Genomic DNA, 16,347 nt, shown 5'->3' with positions numbered 1-16,347 from the left:
CTTGCGCTCGCGTGCGGCCCGCTCGCCGCTGGTGGCACAGCCTCATGGTCGACAACCCTATGTGGCGGGCGCCCGCGTCATCCTCCGCCCCGTTGCGGATCCGCCCTGCGCCCGCCGCCGTACAGACCGGCCCTCTCCTACACCTCCAGGCGTAGCGGAGGCCGTCAGTTCCCGGTGATCGCGATGGGTGCCCACCGGTTGGCCAAGAAGCGGACCTTGCCTCGTCCTCTCGGCGGCACGTACGCCAGCACCTCGATGCGTTCGACGGTCGTGATGGCCTTCTTCATGCTCGACCGGCCGGTGAAGGGCTTGAAGAGATCTCCCCAGGTCGAGTGTTTCCAGGTGACGCCCCGGCCACCGCCTGCCCGCCGGAAGTCCTCCTTGAGCTCGACCGCCGTCCAGACCAGCGCTCCGCCCGACTTCGTCCGGACCGCGTACACCGGCGCTTGCGACGCGGAGTAGCTGGCTTCGCCCCTCCAGCCGAGCGAACGGAAGGTCTTGCGGTCCGACATCAGGCTGGTGCGCTTGGTCTTGGCCCACGCGGGCACGGCGAAGGCCCGGAGGTGAGGGCTCCTGCCTCCCTGGTTGATCACATCGGCGAGGGCCGCCGACACCTGAACGGGAGGCATCGCGAGCGAGGGATCACCCGGTGGAACGACGTCCGGCACGTCGGCCACGTCGATGCCGGGAACGAGCGGGCCGCTCACGGGCTTGGTCGCCAGCGGGGTGTACGCGGCGAGCCACGGCCCGCCGGGCTTGTCCTGGACGAAGACGACGATGTCCCGGACCGCCGGCCTCGTGCCCCTGTCGGTCATCGCCGCGAAGAACCACTTGGGATGCGCCGAGAACTTCGGGGTCGCGCCGACGATCGCCCCGTACCTCGCCTGCTGGAATCGCACCCGGTTGGCCTTGAAGACCCGGTACTTCGCGAGCTCCATCTGCAGCGACGAGCCCGTGTAGGCGGTGGCGGCCGTCCTGCGGTCGAGCGTCCTGTGGAGCAGGTTCGACCGCGCGGCGAACCTCGTCAGCACGCCCTTCACCTCGGCCTCCGTGAGGGCTCGGGTGGGCGGCGGCGGTGGCGGGGCGGGGCGTGCGACGGCCGGCTTCTCGCTGTCGCCGTTCAGGCACGCGCTCGTCGTCGTCGAGACGAGGATCGCGAGCGCCGCGGTGATCCGCACGACCGGTCGCGGGCGATGGCCGGGTGAGTTGTGGGCGGACAAAGAAGTCTCCAGGGGGTGACACGGGCACCTGGCCGGGCCCCGTGAGCTCAGCGTGTGGCCGGGTCGCGTCCCGGTCCAGGAGCTTCAGCGTCCGTTACGCCGCAAACGTCACATCTGGCGGAGATTGCCGCTATTTGCTCTCGCGGACGCCGGGAGACAGCGCGGCGTCGAACATGACGGTCAGGCGCTCGGTCAGCTCGGCGGGGTCGGCGGTCCGCAGGTCGTCCAGGCCGAGCAGCCGCCGGACCGGACCGCCGCCCATGATGATCGTGGCGGCCAGCGTGGCGCGGGCCCGGGCGCCGGGCCCGGTGAGCTGCTCGGTCAGGGGAGCGACCAGCATCGTCTCCAGGTGCTGCTGGAGGATCGGCAGGATCTCCGGGTTGCCGATGGAGCGGTCGAGCATGCGCGGTACGGGGCTCGACGGGCCGCGGTGCACCTGGCGTACGACATGTTCGGCGAGACGGCGCGGGAGGCCCGCGGGATCACCCTGGACGACCTTCTCCAGGACCGACTCGCCCGCGAGGACCTCGCCGAAGAGGGACGCCTTGGAGCCGAAGTAGCGGTTGACCAGGGCGACGTTCGAGCCCGCGGCGGCCGCGATCATCCGTACCGAGACGTGGTCGTAGCCGTGCTCGCCGAAAAGGTCGCGGGCGGCCTCCAGCAGCCGCCGACGGGTCGCCTCCCGATCCCGCTTCGGCCGCTTCGCCCGGATCGGGCCGGTCTGCTCCTGGTCAGCCTGCGTCAGCACCGTTCCAGTATCCCTCCGCTTGCAAGTAAACAGGTGAATACATAGGATATGTGCAAAGCACAGGTAATGAGCGGGGGTTCGTGGAGTGTCGCAAGCAGGCGTGGTGGGCCGGAGGCCGGGGGTGACGGCGGCCCACGACCAGGCACGGCCGGTCTACACCCATCGTCAGATCCTGGAGATCCTCGCCGGGCTGATGATGGCGATGCTGACCGCGATGATCTCCACCTCGGTCGTCGGCACCGCGCTGCCGACGATCGTGGGCGATCTCGGCGGTCAGGACCAGCTCGCGTGGGTGGCCAGCGCCTCGCTGCTCACGATGACGGCCTCGACCCCGCTGTGGGGCAAGCTGTCGGACATCTTCGGCCGCAAGCTGATGTTCCAGAGCGCCCTGCTGATCTTCGTGCTCGCCTCGGTCGGCGCCGGGATGTCGCAGAACATGGCCGAGCTCATCACGGCCCGCGCGTTCCAGGGCCTCGGCGTCGGCGGCCTCTCGGCCCTGGCACAGGTGATCCTCGGCGACGTCGTCCCGCCGCGCGAACGCGGCCGCTACGCGGGCTACATGGGCGCGGTGTTCGGCGTGGCCACCGTGGCCGGGCCGCTGCTCGGCGGCTTCATCGTCGACACCGACGGCCTCGGCTGGCGCTGGTGCTTCTACGTCTGCATCCCGCTCGCGGTGGTCGCGTTCCTGGTGATCCAGAAGGTGCTCAAGCTGCCGCGGGTCAGGCGCGACACCCGGCTCGACGTCTTCGGCGCGTTCACCATCACCGGCAGCGCCACCGCGCTCATGGTGCTGCTCTCGCTCGGCGGCAAGGAGTTCGACTGGAACTCGACCTGGACGTACGCGCTCGGCGTGGCCAGCGCGGTGCTGCTGGTGGCCTCGTTGTTCGCCGAACGGCTCGCGAGCGAGCCGATCCTGCCGCCGCGGCTCTTCCGCAACCGGACCTTCGTGCTGGCGAGCATCGGCTCGCTGTGCGTCGGCATCGCGATGTTCGGCGGCATGATCTACCTGCCGCAGTACCTGCAGATCGTCAAGGGCATGAGCCCCACGGCCTCGGGCCTGATGACGCTGCCCCTGGTCATCGGCATGTTCATCACCTCGACCGGCTCGGGGCAGATCGTCACCCGGACCGGCCACTGGAAGATCTTCCCGGTGCTCGGGCTGCTGTTCGTGGGCGGGTCGATGTTCATGCTCTCCCAGCTGCACACCGACTCCAGCAAGCTCGTCATCGGGGCGGACGTCGCGGTGCTCGGCGTCGGGCTCGGCCTTACGCTGCAGATCCTGATCCTCGCCGCGCAGAACGCCTCCGCGCCCGCCGACCTGGCCGCGACGACCTCGGGTGTCTCGTTCTTCCGCAACCTGGGCGGTGCGATGGGAGTGGCCGCGTTCGGCGCCATCCTCAGCAACCGGTTCACCGCGGAGCTCAAGGACGCGCTGGCCTCGGCGCACGTCCGGCCGCCCGCCGGAGGCACGGCGCTCGGCTCGCCCGACCAGGTGCACAGCTTGCCCGAGCCGTTCAAGGGACTCGTACTGGAGTCCTTCACCAGGGCGCTGGAGTCGGTCTTCACGGTCGGCATCCCGATCGCGGTCCTCGGCTTCCTGGCCGTCGTCCTGCTGAAGGAGCTGCCGCTGCGCGGATCCGCCGCCAAGCACGCGAAGGCGGAGCACACGGGCGGCGGCGCGCCGAACGGCGGCGCACCGAACGGCCTCGGGCCGAGCGGCGTCGCACCGAACGGCGTTGTGCGCAACGCCGCAGTACCAGGCCCCGCCGCCTCCGGCTCGCCGGTCCCCGCTCCCGGCGAGCCGCCGGGCGGCGAGACCCACGGTGAGATCCGGGGAGTGGTCCGTGGCGTCGACGGCTCTCCGGTCGCCGGGGCCGCGCTGACCCTGATCGACGTGGCCGGGCACCAGCTCGCCCGGACCGGCTCGGACACCGGCGGCGCGTACTCGATGCGGACGCCCGGCCCCGGCACGTACGTGCTCATCGCGGCGGCGGGCGACCACGAGCCGGAGGCCGTCACCCTCGTCACGGGCGACCGGCCGCTGGAGCACGACCTGCGGCTCGCCGGCAACGGGGGCCTGGCCGGCACGGTCCGCGGCGGCGACGGGGTACCGGTCGACGGCGCGATGGTCGTGGTCACCGATGTGCGCGGCGAGGTCGTCGGCAGGGCGCGTACCGAGGGCGACGGCGGCTTCACGTTCACGGACGTGGCCGCCGGGACCTACACGCTCGCGGTGAGTGCCGCGGGACACCGCCCGGCCGCCGTGCTGGTCCAGGTCGCCGGGCAAGGGCAGACGCGTCATGACGTGGACCTGCTGCCGGGCGCGAGCGTGCGGGGGACCGTGCGCGGCCCGGCCGGGGAACCCCTCGGGGACGCACGGGTCACGCTCGTCGACGGCGCCGGTAACGTCGTCGCGATGATGATCACCGGTTCGGACGGCGAGTACGCCTTCGCCGACCTGACCGGAGGCCGGTACACCGTGATCGCCTCCGGCTACCCGCCGGTGGCCACGACGCTGTCGCTGTCGGGCGGCGGCGGCCAGGACCGCTACGACGTGCGGCTCGGCCACCCGGACGACTGAGGCCCCGGGCCCGCCTCGCAGGTGCGGTGCGAGGCGGGCCCGGACGCGGCACCGATGACCGGACGGACGGATTCAGGAATGGCGGCGCTGTGACGAACGAGGCTTCGGCGAACGACGGGACGAGGGCCGCCGCCGCGGCCCGTGGGCTGCGCGGCTCCGTGCGGACCAGGGACGGCTGGGCGGTACGGCACGCGGTCGTCACCGTCACCGACCTCGCGGGCGACCAGATCGCGCGGATCGAGGCGGACACCGACGGCGCACTGGCGGCCGGGCCGCTGCCGGGTGGGACGTACACCGTGATCGTGACGGCCCCCGGCTACGCGCCCGGCGCCCGGACGCTGATCGTCCCACCCTCCGGCACGGCCGACCTGGGCGCCCTGGTGCTCGCGCGTTCGGGCGGCGCCGAACTGCCCCCGCCCGGCCCGTGGACGATCGACCCGGCCCACTCCAGCGTGGGCGCGGTCGCGCAGCACCTCGGGCTGTCCAGTGTCCGTGGCCGGTTCGGCTCGTTCGAGGGGCGGATCGAGGTGGCCGAACGGGTCGAGGACTCCCGGGTGAGCGCCCGCATCGAGGCCGCCTCGATCGACACCGGCAACAAGCTGCGCGACGATCATCTGCGGTCCGCCGACTTCCTCGACAGCGCGCGCCATCCGCTGATCGAGTACGCGGGCACCGGGCTGACCGCGAGGGGCCCGGACCGCTGGACGGTGCACGGGTCGCTGACGCTGAACGGGATCACCCGGCCGGTCGACCTCGATCTCGGCTACCTCGGGACCGGCCCGGACGCCTGGGGAGGCACCAGGGCGGGCTTCCGGGCCACGACCGAGCTTCGGCGGGCGGATTTCGGGATCCGGTTCAACCAGGTGCTGGAGGCCGGGATCGCCGCCGTCGGCGCGACCCTGCGAGTCGAACTGGAGATCCAGGCGGTCCAGGGCGACCGCCTGCCCGAGGGCTGATTCGCCGGCTCCGCTTACCCGAGAGCTGGGCGGATCACTTATCCCTTGAGCTCGCGTACGAGCTTCTCGGCGTCGCCCTTGGAGCTCGTGCCGGTGATGACGACCTTGCCGTCGGAGATCGGCATCTCGACCCGGGGCACCGTGACCAGACGGTCACGGACGACGAACGCCAGGTCCTTGCCGACCATCGCGCGGGTCAGGTCGGCGAACGCACGCCGGTCGGTGGTCCGCAGGGTCAGCGCCACGTCGTAGGCCCCCTGGGCCTTGCCGCGCTGGAGCCGGAGGTCGGCGACCCGCCGGATGGCGATGCCCTGGGTCAGCACATAGCAGGTCGGCCCGGTGGCGCTGGGCCAGCTGATCCCCTGCGTACCGGCCTGGCACTGGCCCGGGACCGTCGCCGCGACCGGATAGATGTGCAGCGGCGCCGCCAGCGTGACCGGCCGGGTCCGCATGGACGAGGCGATCAGCCCGCCGGTGACGGCCACGGCCGCGATCAGCAGCCCGAGGGTGAGGATCATGATCAGCAGGGCGGACCGGTGCTCGCGCGCCGCCGTGGCCTGCCGGCCGCCTCGGCCGCCTCGCCCGCCGAGGCCTTTCCGGTCCCGCTTGACCTGCGCGAGCCGGCGCTGGCGTTCCAGGGAGCGGGCGCGGCGCTTCTGGTCCGGATCGTCGGGCGGCATGGCCGCAGCGCCGGCCCCGGTGGACGCCGGGAGCGGCGTGGCGGCCTTGCCCTTGCCGGCGCGGCCTTCCTTCTTGGCGGCCTTCTTCGCCGCGCGCCGGGCGGCTCGGCTCTGCTTGGGCAGCTTTCCCGAACGAGGCGGCACGGGCTCGACCCCGGTATGGGCGGGGAGGACGGCCGTCCGCTCGGGAGCCTTCTCAGCCGCCTTCTCGGATGCCTTCTCAGCCGCCTTGCCAACCGTCTTCTCGGGAGCCTTCTCCGAAGCCTTCTCGGCGGTCTTCTCGGAAGGTGTCGTGGGCGCCTTGTCGGAGGTCTTCCCGGGGAGCTCGGCCCGAGGTTCCGGGGGCGTCCGCGCCGTCGCCTCTTCGGCGGGACCGGCGAGGGCGCCGCCGTCCCCGGCCTGCGGCTCCACGGCCTCCGGGCGTTGGCGACCCTTGGTCCGGCGCGGAACGACCCGCATCGTTCATCTCCCCGTCTGCATGATCATCGATCGTCCGAGCAGCGGCCGGCCTGCGACTGCGGCATCGAACGGCAACTTAGTCGCGTCATGCCCGGCCCACCAGCCTGGAACGCGAACAACCGCATGATCGCGCGAGAACTGGCGTGATCATGCGGTTGTCCACCTCGTACATAGGTCCGCTTTTATCAACTTGTGAGCGTGCGGCGACGATTCGCTAGTCGATCCGCCAGGTGTCGCCGCTGCCGAGGAGCGCCGCGAGGTCGCCCTTGCCCTCCCGTTCGACGGCCTCGTCCACCTGGGCACGCATCTCCTGGTCGTAGGACGGGCGGTCGACGTTCCGGAAGACGCCGATCGGGGTGTGCTCGAACGACGGGGAGTCCAGCCGCGACAGCGCGAACGCCTGCGACGGGTCCGGGTCGTGCGCGTCGTGCACCACGATCTCCGCCGGGTCCACGTCCGCCGCGTTCACCACCTCGAACGAGCCGCCCGGCGTGCGGCGCAGGGCCTTCTGCCGGTCGGCGCCGAACGTGATCGGCTGCCCGTGCTCCAGCCGGATCGTGATGTCGTCGCGGACCTCGGCGTCCTTCAGCGGCTCGAACGCGTTGTCGTTGAAGATGTTGCAGTTCTGGTAGATCTCGACGAGCGCGGTGCCCTCGTGCTGGGCCGCCTCCCGCAGCACCGACTGCAGGTGCTTGCGGTCGGAGTCGATCGTGCGGGCGACGAACGTGCCCTCCGCGCCGATCGCCAGCGAGATCGGGTTGAACGGCGCGTCGAGCGAGCCCATCGGGGTCGACTTGGTGATCTTGCCGATCTCCGACGTGGGCGAGTACTGCCCCTTGGTCAGCCCGTAGATCCGGTTATTGAACAGGAGGATCTTCAGGTTGACGTTGCGGCGCAGCGCGTGGATCAGATGGTTGCCGCCGATCGACAGCGCGTCCCCGTCGCCCGTCACCACCCAGACCGACAGGTCGGGACGGGACGTGGCGAGGCCCGTCGCGATCGCCGGCGCACGGCCGTGGATCGAGTGGAACCCGTAGGTGTTCATGTAGTACGGGAACCGCGACGAGCAGCCGATGCCCGAGACGAACGTGATGTTCTCCCGGCGCAGGCCCAGCTCGGGCAAGAAGGACTGGACGGCGGCCAGGATCGCGTAGTCACCGCAGCCGGGGCACCAGCGCACCTCCTGGTCGGTCTTGAAGTCCTTCAGGGTCTGCTTCTGGTCGGTCTTGGGCACCAGCGAGAGCGCCGTTCGCCCGTTGCCGCTCCCGTTGCCGTTCACGGAGTTGTCACTCACTGTCGATCACATCCTGGATGACGCCCGCGAGTTCCTCGGCCTTGAAGGGCAGGCCGCGGACCTGGTTGTAGCTGATCACGTCGACGAGGTAGCGGCCGCGCAGCAGCAGCGCCAGCTGACCCAGGTTGATCTCCGGAACGATCACCTTGTCGTACGAGCGGAGCACCTCGGCGGTGTTGGCCGGGAACGGGTTGAGGTGGCGCAGGTGCGCCTGAGCGACCTGGTGGCCGGCCTTGCGGATGCGCCGTACTGCCGCGGAGATGGCCCCGTAGGTGCCGCCCCAGCCGAGTATGAGCACCCTGGCCTCACCAGACGGGTCATCGACGGCGAGCGGCGCGATGTCGTTCGCGATGCCGTCGACCTTGGCCTGTCGGAGCCGCACCATCCGGTCGTGGTTGGACGGGTCGTAGGAGATGTTGCCGGAGCCGTCGGCCTTCTCCAGACCGCCGATCCGGTGCTCCAGCCCGGGCGTGCCCGGGATGGCCCATGGCCGCGCCAGGGTCTCCGGGTCGCGCTTGAACGGCTGGAAGTCCTCCTGGTTCGGCTCGGCGAAGCCGGGCTCGATCCTCGGCAGGGCGTCCACGTCCGGGAGCTGCCACGGCTCGGAGCCGTTGGCGAGGTAGCCGTCCGAGAGGAGGATCACCGGCGTGCGGTACTCGACCGCGATCCGGGCCGCCTCCAGCGCCGCGTCGAAGCAGTCCGAGGGGGACCGCGGCGCGATCACCGGCACCGGCGCCTCGCCGTTGCGGCCGTGCATGGCCTGCAGCAGGTCGGCCTGCTCGGTCTTGGTCGGCAGGCCGGTGGAGGGGCCCGCCCGCTGCACGTCGATCACCAGCAGCGGGAGCTCGGTGGCGACGGCGAGGCCGATGGTCTCGCTCTTGAGCGCCAGGCCCGGCCCGGACGTGGTGGTGATGCCGAGCGAGCCGCCGAACGAGGCGCCCAGCGCGGCTCCGACCGCGGCGATCTCGTCCTCGGCCTGGAACGTCCGTACCCCGAACCGCTTGTGCTTGGACAGCTCGTGCAGGATGTCGGAGGCCGGGGTGATCGGATAGGAGCCGAGGTAGATCGGCAGGCCGCTCCGCACCCCCGCCGCGACCAGCCCGTAGGCGAGCGCGACGTTGCCGGTGATGTTGCGGTAGAGACCGGGCTTCTGCTCGGCCGGCTTGATCTCGTAGGAGACCGAGAAGGCCTCGGTCGTCTCGCCGAAGCTCCAGCCCGCCTGGAAGGCCGCGATGTTGGCCTTCATGATCTCGGGCTTCTTGGCGAACTTCTTCTCCAGGAACGCGATCGTTCCCTCGGTGGGCCGGTGGTAGAGCCACGACAGCAGCCCGAGGGCGAACATGTTCTTGGCGCGTTCCGCGTCCTTCTTGGACAGGTCGAAGTCGGCGAGGGCGGTCACCGTCATCGACGTCAGCGGCAGCGCGTGCACGTGGTACTCGCTCAGCGACCCGTCCTCGACGGGGTCGGCGGCATAGCCGACCTTCGCCAGCGCGCGCTTGGTGAACTCGTCGGTGTTGACGATGAGGTCGGCGCCCCGGGGAAGGTCCCCGACGTTGGCCTTGAGGGCGGCGGGGTTCATGGCGACCAGGACGTTGGGCGCGTCACCGGGCGTCAGGATGTCGTGGTCGGCGAAGTGCAACTGGAAGCTGGACACGCCGGGGAGGGTCCCTGCCGGGGCGCGGATCTCGGCGGGGAAGTTCGGGAGCGTCGACAAGTCGTTGCCGAACGCGGCCGTCTCCTGAGTGAAGCGATCACCGGTCAGTTGCATACCGTCGCCGGAGTCACCGGCGAAGCGGATGATGACGCGGTCGAGTTGCTGGACCTGTTTGGTCACAGAGGAAGACCTCCTCGACGCGCAGCACCGGTCCCGGGGGAGGCTCCCAGAACCGTGATGCTACTTAGGCTTACCTTCATGGTATGTCCGGTACGTACTGCTCGTTCCGGGAAATCGGAGGCTGCGGGGAACGACGCGGCGGCGGCCGGCCGCCGTGACGCCATGGGCATGGTCGTCGCCGGCGTGGTCGCCGTCCGGCCACGGTCCAAGGGATCGGCCGCGGCCGATGTTCCGCCCGTCATGTGACATCCCTCTTCCAGGGAGGTCTGGCCCCGTAACACAAGACGTATCACTTCGGCCAGAGGTTCACGCGTCCTCACCGGATTCGGGCAGGTCCTAACCAGAGGTACGACCTAGGCGGGCCCTCGGGTTCACCGGGAACCCGGGTTCATGGGCTCAGGGAGAACACAGGCAGCTGGCCAAGCGGCACAGGTCGACATGCAGTCGCCGGACGAGCCGCGGAAGATTCGGCGAGGAGCCGAGGCTTCCCGGGGGCACGGAGTTCACGCCCCGCACTATAGACAGCACGAATTCGGCCCGGATTCACCGGCCCCTTCGTTGGAACGTGCGCACCCGTCAGCGTTCGCGTTCGATCTTCTTGAGCAGATCGGCGACATCGGCACTGGCCACGGCCTCGCCGACGACCCGCGCGGTCGCGCCGTACGGGTGCGCGCCGGGGGTGTCGCGGACCTGGCGTATCCAGGCGCGCCAGGCGCGGCCACCGACCGTACAGCGCAGCACCAGCTCACGGTTGTCCGGAACCGGCCCGGACCCGGTGCAGGAGCCGAGCCGCCGCCCACCGCTGGTGATCGTCGCGCGCAGCGCCGCCCGCGCGCCGGCCGGCACGGCGCCGTCGGGCGAGGTCAGCGACGCGGGCACCCGCACCGTGCAGCCGCTGACGTTGTCCTCGCAGTTGACGAAGGTCAGCTTGCCGGGGCGGAACCGCAGGCCGGGATCGGCCGCGCCTGCCAGCGCGGCCACGCGCGGACGCAGCTCGGCGAGCAGCAGGCCGGTGTCGGCCAGCGCGGTCGCCGAGAACCGCGGGTCGCCCGGACCCGCCGGGTGAACGCGGAGCAGCCGGTGCGGTGCGGCCGCGGTCACGAAGTAGTCGGCGCGCCGCGTGCGGAGCCGGTAGGCCGCCGTGCCGCCGATGGTCTCCGTCGCGGGCCCGGCGGTGGTCTTGGCCAGCAGGTCCGCGATCGCACCGGCGCCGAGCACGTCCGCCACGTCCAGCCGGAACAGCGAGGCCGGAGCCTTGCTCCACCGGTTCGCGTAGTTCTCCGGGTGTGAGCTCTCGCCGCCGTAGGTGCGCCAGAACGCCGCGTTCGCCCTGACGAACGTCCGGCCGCCGACCGAGACCACATCGGCCCGTCCGCCCGCCACGGTCAGCGAGCCGGAGGCCGACCCGGCCCTGGTCACCCTGAGCCGCACCCGGACGGGCTGACCGTCCGCCGACAGCGTGCCGTCGTACTGCAGGCCGGGTGCCGCCCGCAGTTGCCGCGCCGCCTGCTGAGCCCACCCCACAGGGATGCTGCTCTTCCCTCGGGAATCGCCGGTCGAGCCGTCATCCCCGGAAAAGACCACGTAGGCGACGGCAGCGACGACCAGGAGGAGCGCCGCGGAACCGCCTGCGAGCACCATCCGGGGCACAGGCAGCCCAAGCGTCCGCTTGCCACGGGCGGCCGGTTTCGCGGGGAGCGCATCCCGGGGCGTGGGCGGGACGGGAGGACGAGGATCCGTCACCGACGACTCCTCATTTTCAACGCTCACGCAGTGGAACTCCGCTCACGACGACCGATGCCAGCCGCACCGATGCCAGACATAGTCGTCCACACCGGCGCCAGACATAGATTGCCGGACGATACCCGCCTGCGCAGCAGGACTGGGCATCGTCCGGCACCCGAACGCCCGAAGGCGCCGGATCACTCGCGGTCGAGGCCGCTCTGGAGGCCCTGGATCTCGGACTCGGTCGCGCCCTGCACCCGGTATTGCGCCTGCGTGTAGTAACGCGTCTCGCCGCTCCGCGACCAGCTCGACCAGGCGCCGCTGGTGACCCGGCACTCGGCCCAGGTCGGACTGGTCGAGGACACGTTGATCGAGGTCGTGCAGTCGCCGAGGCTGCGGCCCGTGGTGGAGCCCGCGGTCAGCTTGAACTTGATCTCGACCTTGGTGGGACCCGACGCGACCGACGACGGACGGAACTGGCCGCGGACCCGGCAGCCGGAGCTGTTGGTCGTGCACAGGCCCTTCTTGGTGTCGACCAGGGTCACCCGCGCCTCGCTGTCGAACGAGTCCTTGAGCTCGCCCATCATCGCGCGCATCTCGCCGACCGTCGTGGTGGCGGACGCGGCGCTGTGCGCGGTGACGTCCATCTGGACACGCGGGAACGAGCTCTCGTAGCGCAGCAGCTCGGGAGTCTCGGAGTCGGTCACGTAGAAGGTCACCGAGGTGGTGCCGATCCGCAGCGCCTTGCGGCCCTGGACGGTGGCCTTGGTCTCCTTGAGCGTGGACTTGTAGACGGAGGTCGTCCGCAGCACCCGGGCGAGGGCGGCCGGGGTGAGGTCCTTGTCGACGTCCAGGCTCAGGTCGCTGGAGCTGACCCTGCCCCACTGGTCGCCGTCCTTGAGCATCGCCGACGTCGAGGTGACCTTGCTGGACCAGTACGACTTGGGCGCCTTGACGAAGAGCTTGTCGTCGGCCGACAGCATCGTCACGTTGTCGCCGTCCCAGGAGACCTGACCGGCCGCGCGCCCGCCCTTGGTGACCTTCAGCTCACCCTGCAGCGTGTCGCCGCCGCCGGAGAAGGTGCCCTTCAACGTCAGCGCCCGCGCGGTCGACACCGAGGTCGCCGTCGCGGCCAGCCGCTCCGAGGGCGTCATCTTGTCCTCTTTGAAGACCGTGAACGCCAGCACGAGCGCGATCACGACGACGAGCACCAGCCCGCCCCCGCCGAGCAGCGCGATCAGCAGGCCGCGGTTCGAACCGCGCGGCGGCTGGCCGGCGGGCGGCGGAAAGAACGGCGGCGGTGTCCCGGGACCGCCGTAAGCGCCCGGAGGCATGCCGGGCCCATGCGGAGGCGGAGGAGGAGGCGGCGGCGCGCCGAACCCGCCGGGACCGCCCGGGGGACCGCCTGGCCCACCTGGTCCGCCGGGCCCGCCAGGGCCGCCGGGACCAGGAGGTCCACCCGATCCCGGGGGCGGCGGAGGCGGCCAGGAGGAACCGCCTGGGGGTTCCCATCCCGGGGGCGGTGGGGGGTTGCTCATCCGGTCACGTCCTTCCAGGTCAAGTGACCCCAAATGCATCTCTAGTGTGCAGTACCCGTCGGACTTTGTGTGTGGCCATTTACGCCCACGGGCTCCGGTGTGACCGATCTTTCCGTGGGAGATACTTGACGGAAGGCGCTTGGCGAGGTTGGAAGGACACCGTGACGGACTATTTCGACTCGTACGTCGTACTGGTGGTGTTGTTGCTGGTCGGCGGCGGCATCGTCGGCGGCGGCCTAGCGGCCAACCGGCTGCTGCGGCCGCACCGGCCCACCGCCGAGAAGCTGACCACCTACGAGTGCGGTGTCGACCCGGTCGGCGACAACTGGGCGCAGTCCTACGTCCGTTACTACGTGTTCGCCTATCTCTACGTCGTGTTCGCGGTCGACGCGGTGTTCCTTTTCCCGTGGGCGACGGTCTTCTCCGCGCCCGGCTACGGCATGACGACCCTGGGCGAGATGTTCGTCTTCCTGGGCTTCCTTGCCGCTGGGCTCGCGTACGCGGGCAAGAAGGGCGTGCTCTCGTGGGTCTGAGTCGATGGCGAGATCGGGACGGCCTGTAAGAATGCTCATGTGAGCACTGTCGATCTGCCCCCGCCGAGCGTCGGACCGCTGTCGCGGCTGGCGCCCAAGCCGGTCAAGTTCGTGCTCAACTGGGGCCGCCGCTATTCGTTGTGGGTCTTCAACTTCGGGTTGGCCTGCTGCGCGATCGAGTTCATCGCCACGTCGATGAGCCGCCATGACTTCATCCGGCTGGGCGTCATCCCGTTCGCCCCCGGCCCGCGCCAGGCCGACCTGATGGTCGTCTCCGGCACGGTCAGCGACAAGATGGCGCCCGCGGTCAGACGGTTGTACGAGCAGATGCCCGAGCCCAAGTACGTGATCTCGTTCGGCGCCTGCTCCAACTGCGGCGGCCCGTACTGGGACTCCTACTGCGTCACCAAGGGCGTCGACCAGATCATCCCGGTGGACGTCTACGTGCCGGGCTGCCCGCCCCGCCCCGAGGCGCTGCTGCACGGCATCATCCGGCTGCAGGAGAAGATCGCCGACGAGTCGCTCGGCGAGCGCTACAACGGCTCCGCCGATCCGGTCACCCCGCCGCCCGCGCCGCGACCGCTATCGGCCACCGTCCTCCGCCGCCCCCTCCAGCCCCCGCCCCTGCCCCACGTTCCGGACGATCTCTTCCACGGCGACGAATCGACCCCAGCCGAAGAGCCTGAGACGCCCGGCCCGCACGACGAGACACACCCGGTCGCGACCGTCGCCGAACCGGCATCCGGCCCCGACGACAAAACCCCCCCCGTCCCGGTGGCGCCCGAGCCGGATGACGAGACGCGGCCCGTTCCAGTGGTGTCGCCTGACCCCGACGACGAGACCCACCCCGTTCCTGCGGTGCCCGAGCCCGACGACGAGACGCGGCCTGTTTCTGCGGTGCCTGAGCCTGAGGTCGCGGCGCCGGACGACGAGACGCGTCCTGTCTCCGCGGTGCCCGAGCCGGATGTCGCGGCGCCGGACGACGAGACGCGTCCTGTCCCGGTGGCGCCTGACGATGAGACGCGCCCCGTTCCTGCGGTGCCTGAGCCTGAGGTCGCGGCGCCGGATGATGAGACGCGGCCGGTGCCTGTCGCGGATGAGCCCGCCGCCGGCCCCGACGACGAGACGCGGCCGGTCCCGGCGGTGGAGCCGCCGGAGCGGAGGCGGGGTCACGATCCGTCGATCATTCCGGGGCTGGGCGACGGCGAGGGCGACGACGAGATCGGGCGGTCGGAGCGGTGAGCGCGGAGCTGGCCGCCGCCTGGACCGACCGGTTCGGCGACGAGGTGACCACCGAGGAGACGTTCGGCGGGCTGGCCGTGGGCGTGCCGCCGCAGGTGTGGGTCGAGGCCCTCACGTTCGCGCGCGAGGAGCTGTCGTGCGGGTTCTTCGACTGGCTCACCGGGGTCGACGAGCTGACCGAGGGCTTCGCGATCGTCGCGCACGTCTACTCGCTGGAGTCCCGTCACCATCTGCTGATCCGTACGCGGATCCCGCGCGAGGCGCCGGTCCTGCCGACGGCGACCGGTGTCTACCGGGGGGCCGACTGGCACGAACGCGAGACGCAGGAGATGTTCGGCGTGGTCTTCGAGGGCCATCCCAACCCGCTGCCGTTGCTGCTGCCTGACGGGTTCGAGGGGCATCCGCTGCGCAAGGAGTTCGTGCTCGCGGCCCGTGTCGCCAAGCCGTGGCCGGGCGCCAAGGAGCCCGGCGAGTCTGGGCACGGAGCGCCGAGCCGCCGCCGGGTGCGCCCGCCCGGGGTGCCCGACGACTGGGGTCCCGGCACGACCAGGAAGGCGGCGCCCGATGCTTGAGATCGTCGTCAAGCTCGCGCTGGTCGCGGCCGCGTTCGCGGTGCTGCCGCTGCTGGTCGGGCAGGCCGAGCACAAGGTCATGGCGCACATGCAGGGCCGGCTGGGGCCGATGTACGCCGGCGGCTTCCACGGCTGGGCGCAGCTCGTCGCGGACGGGGTGAAGTTCGCCCAGAAGGAGGACGTGATCCCGCAGGCGGCCGACCGCTGGGTGTTCAAGCTGGCCCCGGGCGTGGCGCTCGTCCCGTACCTGCTGGTCCTCATCGTCGTACCGGTCGGCCCGGACGGCCAGGTCGTGCTGGATCTGGGCGTGGGCCTGTTCTTCGCGCTCGCGGTCATGGGCGTCGGCGTGATCGGCGCGATCATGGCCGGCTGGGCCAGCGCGAACAAGTACTCGCTGCTCGGCGGCATGCGGGTCGCCGCGCAGCTCATGTCGTACGAGCTGCCGATGGTCTTCGCGGCCTCGTCCGTGGCGATGGCGGCGGGCACGCTGTCGCTCAGCGGCATCGCCGAGGAGTGGCGCTGGTACTGGCTGCCGTGGCAGGCGGTCGGCGCGGTCGTCTTCTTCGTGGCCGGGCTCGCCGAGCTGCGGCGGCCGCCGTTCGACATGCCGGTCGCCGACTCAGAGATCATCTTCGGCCCGTACACCGAGTACGGCGGGCTGCGCTTCGCCCTGTTCCTCCTCGCCGAGTACGCGGGCATCATCGTGCTCTGCGCGCTGACCACCGTGCTGTTCCTCGGCGGCTGGAAGGGCCCGTTCCTCGACACCGAGCTCGGCTGGCTCTGGACGCTGCTCAAGGTCTTCGTGCTCGCGTTCCTGGTGATCTGGCTGCGCGTCAGCTACCCGCGGATGCGCGAAGACCAGCTCCAGAAGCTCGCCTGGGCCTACCTGGTGCCGCTGTCGCTGGCCCAGCTCGCCCTCACCGGCGTGCTCAAGGTCGCCTTCGCCTGAGCCCTTTGCTCGTCCT

Annotated in this window: 14 protein-coding genes; 6 read left to right on the top strand and 8 right to left on the bottom strand. The window is 71.0% G+C overall.

Annotated elements, in window-relative coordinates; genetic code table 11:
* Window positions 1-164: 164 nt before the first annotated feature.
* Both ABD333_RS22595 and ABD333_RS22590 read right to left on the bottom strand, forming a co-directional pair.
* The gene (locus ABD333_RS22595) at window positions 165-1,220 is read right to left on the bottom strand and encodes a DUF8094 domain-containing protein (RefSeq protein WP_344543863.1); all 1,056 of its coding nucleotides are present in this window, start codon (window positions 1,218-1,220) and stop codon (window positions 165-167) included.
* Between the two features lie 130 nt (window positions 1,221-1,350).
* A complete protein-coding gene (locus ABD333_RS22590) occupies window positions 1,351-1,968 on the bottom strand; it encodes a TetR/AcrR family transcriptional regulator (RefSeq protein WP_344543861.1) in 618 nt (205 codons plus the stop codon).
* Window positions 1,969-2,089: 121 nt separating this feature from the next.
* Here ABD333_RS22590 and ABD333_RS22585 point away from each other — a divergent pair, with 121 nt between their 5' ends.
* Window positions 2,090-4,549 (top strand): MFS transporter, encoded by a 2,460-nt coding sequence (locus ABD333_RS22585; RefSeq protein ID WP_344543859.1) that lies wholly within the window; start codon window positions 2,090-2,092, stop codon window positions 4,547-4,549.
* An 89-nt stretch (window positions 4,550-4,638) separates the two neighbouring features.
* A complete protein-coding gene (locus ABD333_RS22580; RefSeq protein WP_344543857.1) occupies window positions 4,639-5,505 on the top strand; it encodes a YceI family protein in 867 nt (288 codons plus the stop codon).
* Window positions 5,506-5,543: 38 nt separating this feature from the next.
* Here the strand turns inward: ABD333_RS22580 and ABD333_RS22575 are convergent, their stop codons facing one another.
* From ABD333_RS22575 to ABD333_RS22555, 6 genes are all read right to left on the bottom strand, one after another.
* Window positions 5,544-6,644, bottom strand: a complete 1,101-nt coding sequence (locus tag ABD333_RS22575) for a SecDF P1 head subdomain-containing protein (RefSeq protein WP_344543855.1) — start codon at window positions 6,642-6,644, stop codon at window positions 5,544-5,546.
* A gap of 214 nt (window positions 6,645-6,858) precedes the next feature.
* Window positions 6,859-7,938: a 2-oxoacid:ferredoxin oxidoreductase subunit beta gene (locus ABD333_RS22570; RefSeq protein ID WP_344543853.1), complete on the bottom strand. Its 1,080-nt coding sequence runs from the start codon at window positions 7,936-7,938 to the stop codon at window positions 6,859-6,861.
* Window positions 7,931-9,772: a 2-oxoacid:acceptor oxidoreductase subunit alpha gene (locus ABD333_RS22565; RefSeq protein ID WP_344543851.1), complete on the bottom strand. Its 1,842-nt coding sequence runs from the start codon at window positions 9,770-9,772 to the stop codon at window positions 7,931-7,933. The genes ABD333_RS22570 and ABD333_RS22565 overlap by 8 nt, the downstream gene beginning before the upstream one ends.
* A 396-nt stretch (window positions 9,773-10,168) precedes the next feature.
* Entirely contained in the window at window positions 10,169-10,270 is a 102-nt protein-coding gene (locus tag ABD333_RS47555; protein ID WP_425546932.1) for a putative leader peptide, read from the bottom strand.
* Window positions 10,271-10,348: 78 nt separating this feature from the next.
* Window positions 10,349-11,413 carry a hypothetical protein gene (locus ABD333_RS22560; protein ID WP_344543849.1) on the bottom strand — a complete coding sequence of 355 codons (1,065 nt, stop codon included), beginning with the start codon at window positions 11,411-11,413 and terminating at the stop codon, window positions 10,349-10,351.
* A gap of 281 nt (window positions 11,414-11,694) precedes the next feature.
* Window positions 11,695-12,831, bottom strand: a complete 1,137-nt coding sequence (locus ABD333_RS22555) for a hypothetical protein (RefSeq protein WP_344543847.1) — start codon at window positions 12,829-12,831, stop codon at window positions 11,695-11,697.
* A gap of 365 nt (window positions 12,832-13,196) precedes the next feature.
* Here ABD333_RS22555 and ABD333_RS22550 point away from each other — a divergent pair, with 365 nt between their 5' ends.
* The 4 genes from ABD333_RS22550 to nuoH are packed head-to-tail and all read left to right on the top strand — an operon-like array spanning window position 13,197 to window position 16,331.
* On the top strand, window positions 13,197-13,568 hold the full coding sequence (locus tag ABD333_RS22550) for an NADH-quinone oxidoreductase subunit A (protein ID WP_344543845.1): 372 nt from the start codon (window positions 13,197-13,199) through the stop codon (window positions 13,566-13,568).
* A gap of 39 nt (window positions 13,569-13,607) precedes the next feature.
* Window positions 13,608-14,810, top strand: a complete 1,203-nt coding sequence (locus ABD333_RS47550; RefSeq protein WP_425546928.1) for an NADH-quinone oxidoreductase subunit B — start codon at window positions 13,608-13,610, stop codon at window positions 14,808-14,810.
* Window positions 14,807-15,382 (top strand): NADH-quinone oxidoreductase subunit C, encoded by a 576-nt coding sequence (locus ABD333_RS22540; RefSeq protein ID WP_344543843.1) that lies wholly within the window; start codon window positions 14,807-14,809, stop codon window positions 15,380-15,382. Before ABD333_RS47550 ends, ABD333_RS22540 begins: the two co-directional genes overlap by 4 nt.
* Window positions 15,375-16,331, top strand: coding sequence for an NADH-quinone oxidoreductase subunit NuoH (nuoH, locus tag ABD333_RS22535; protein WP_344543841.1), 957 nt, complete (start codon window positions 15,375-15,377; stop codon window positions 16,329-16,331). The genes ABD333_RS22540 and nuoH overlap by 8 nt, the downstream gene beginning before the upstream one ends.
* The last annotated feature ends 16 nt before the right edge of the window (window positions 16,332-16,347 follow it).

Source organism: Actinomadura fulvescens (genome assembly GCF_039533225.1).
Taxonomy (GTDB): Bacteria; Actinomycetota; Actinomycetes; order Streptosporangiales; family Streptosporangiaceae; genus Spirillospora; species Spirillospora fulvescens.
Note: the sequence above shows the minus strand (reverse complement) of the source record. Positions and strands in the feature narration are given on the sequence as shown.

Excerpts from the sequence above, each read along its gene's own strand:
- ABD333_RS22555 (WP_344543847.1), bottom strand. The coding sequence starts at position 12,831 with ATGCCTCCGGGCGCTTACGGCGGTCCCGGGACACCGCCGCCGTTCTTT.
- ABD333_RS22560 (WP_344543849.1), bottom strand. The coding sequence starts at position 11,413 with ATGGTGCTCGCAGGCGGTTCCGCGGCGCTCCTCCTGGTCGTCGCTGCC.
- nuoH (WP_344543841.1), top strand. The coding sequence starts at position 15,375 with ATGCTTGAGATCGTCGTCAAGCTCGCGCTGGTCGCGGCCGCGTTCGCG.
- ABD333_RS22575 (WP_344543855.1), bottom strand. The coding sequence starts at position 6,644 with ATGCGGGTCGTTCCGCGCCGGACCAAGGGTCGCCAACGCCCGGAGGCC.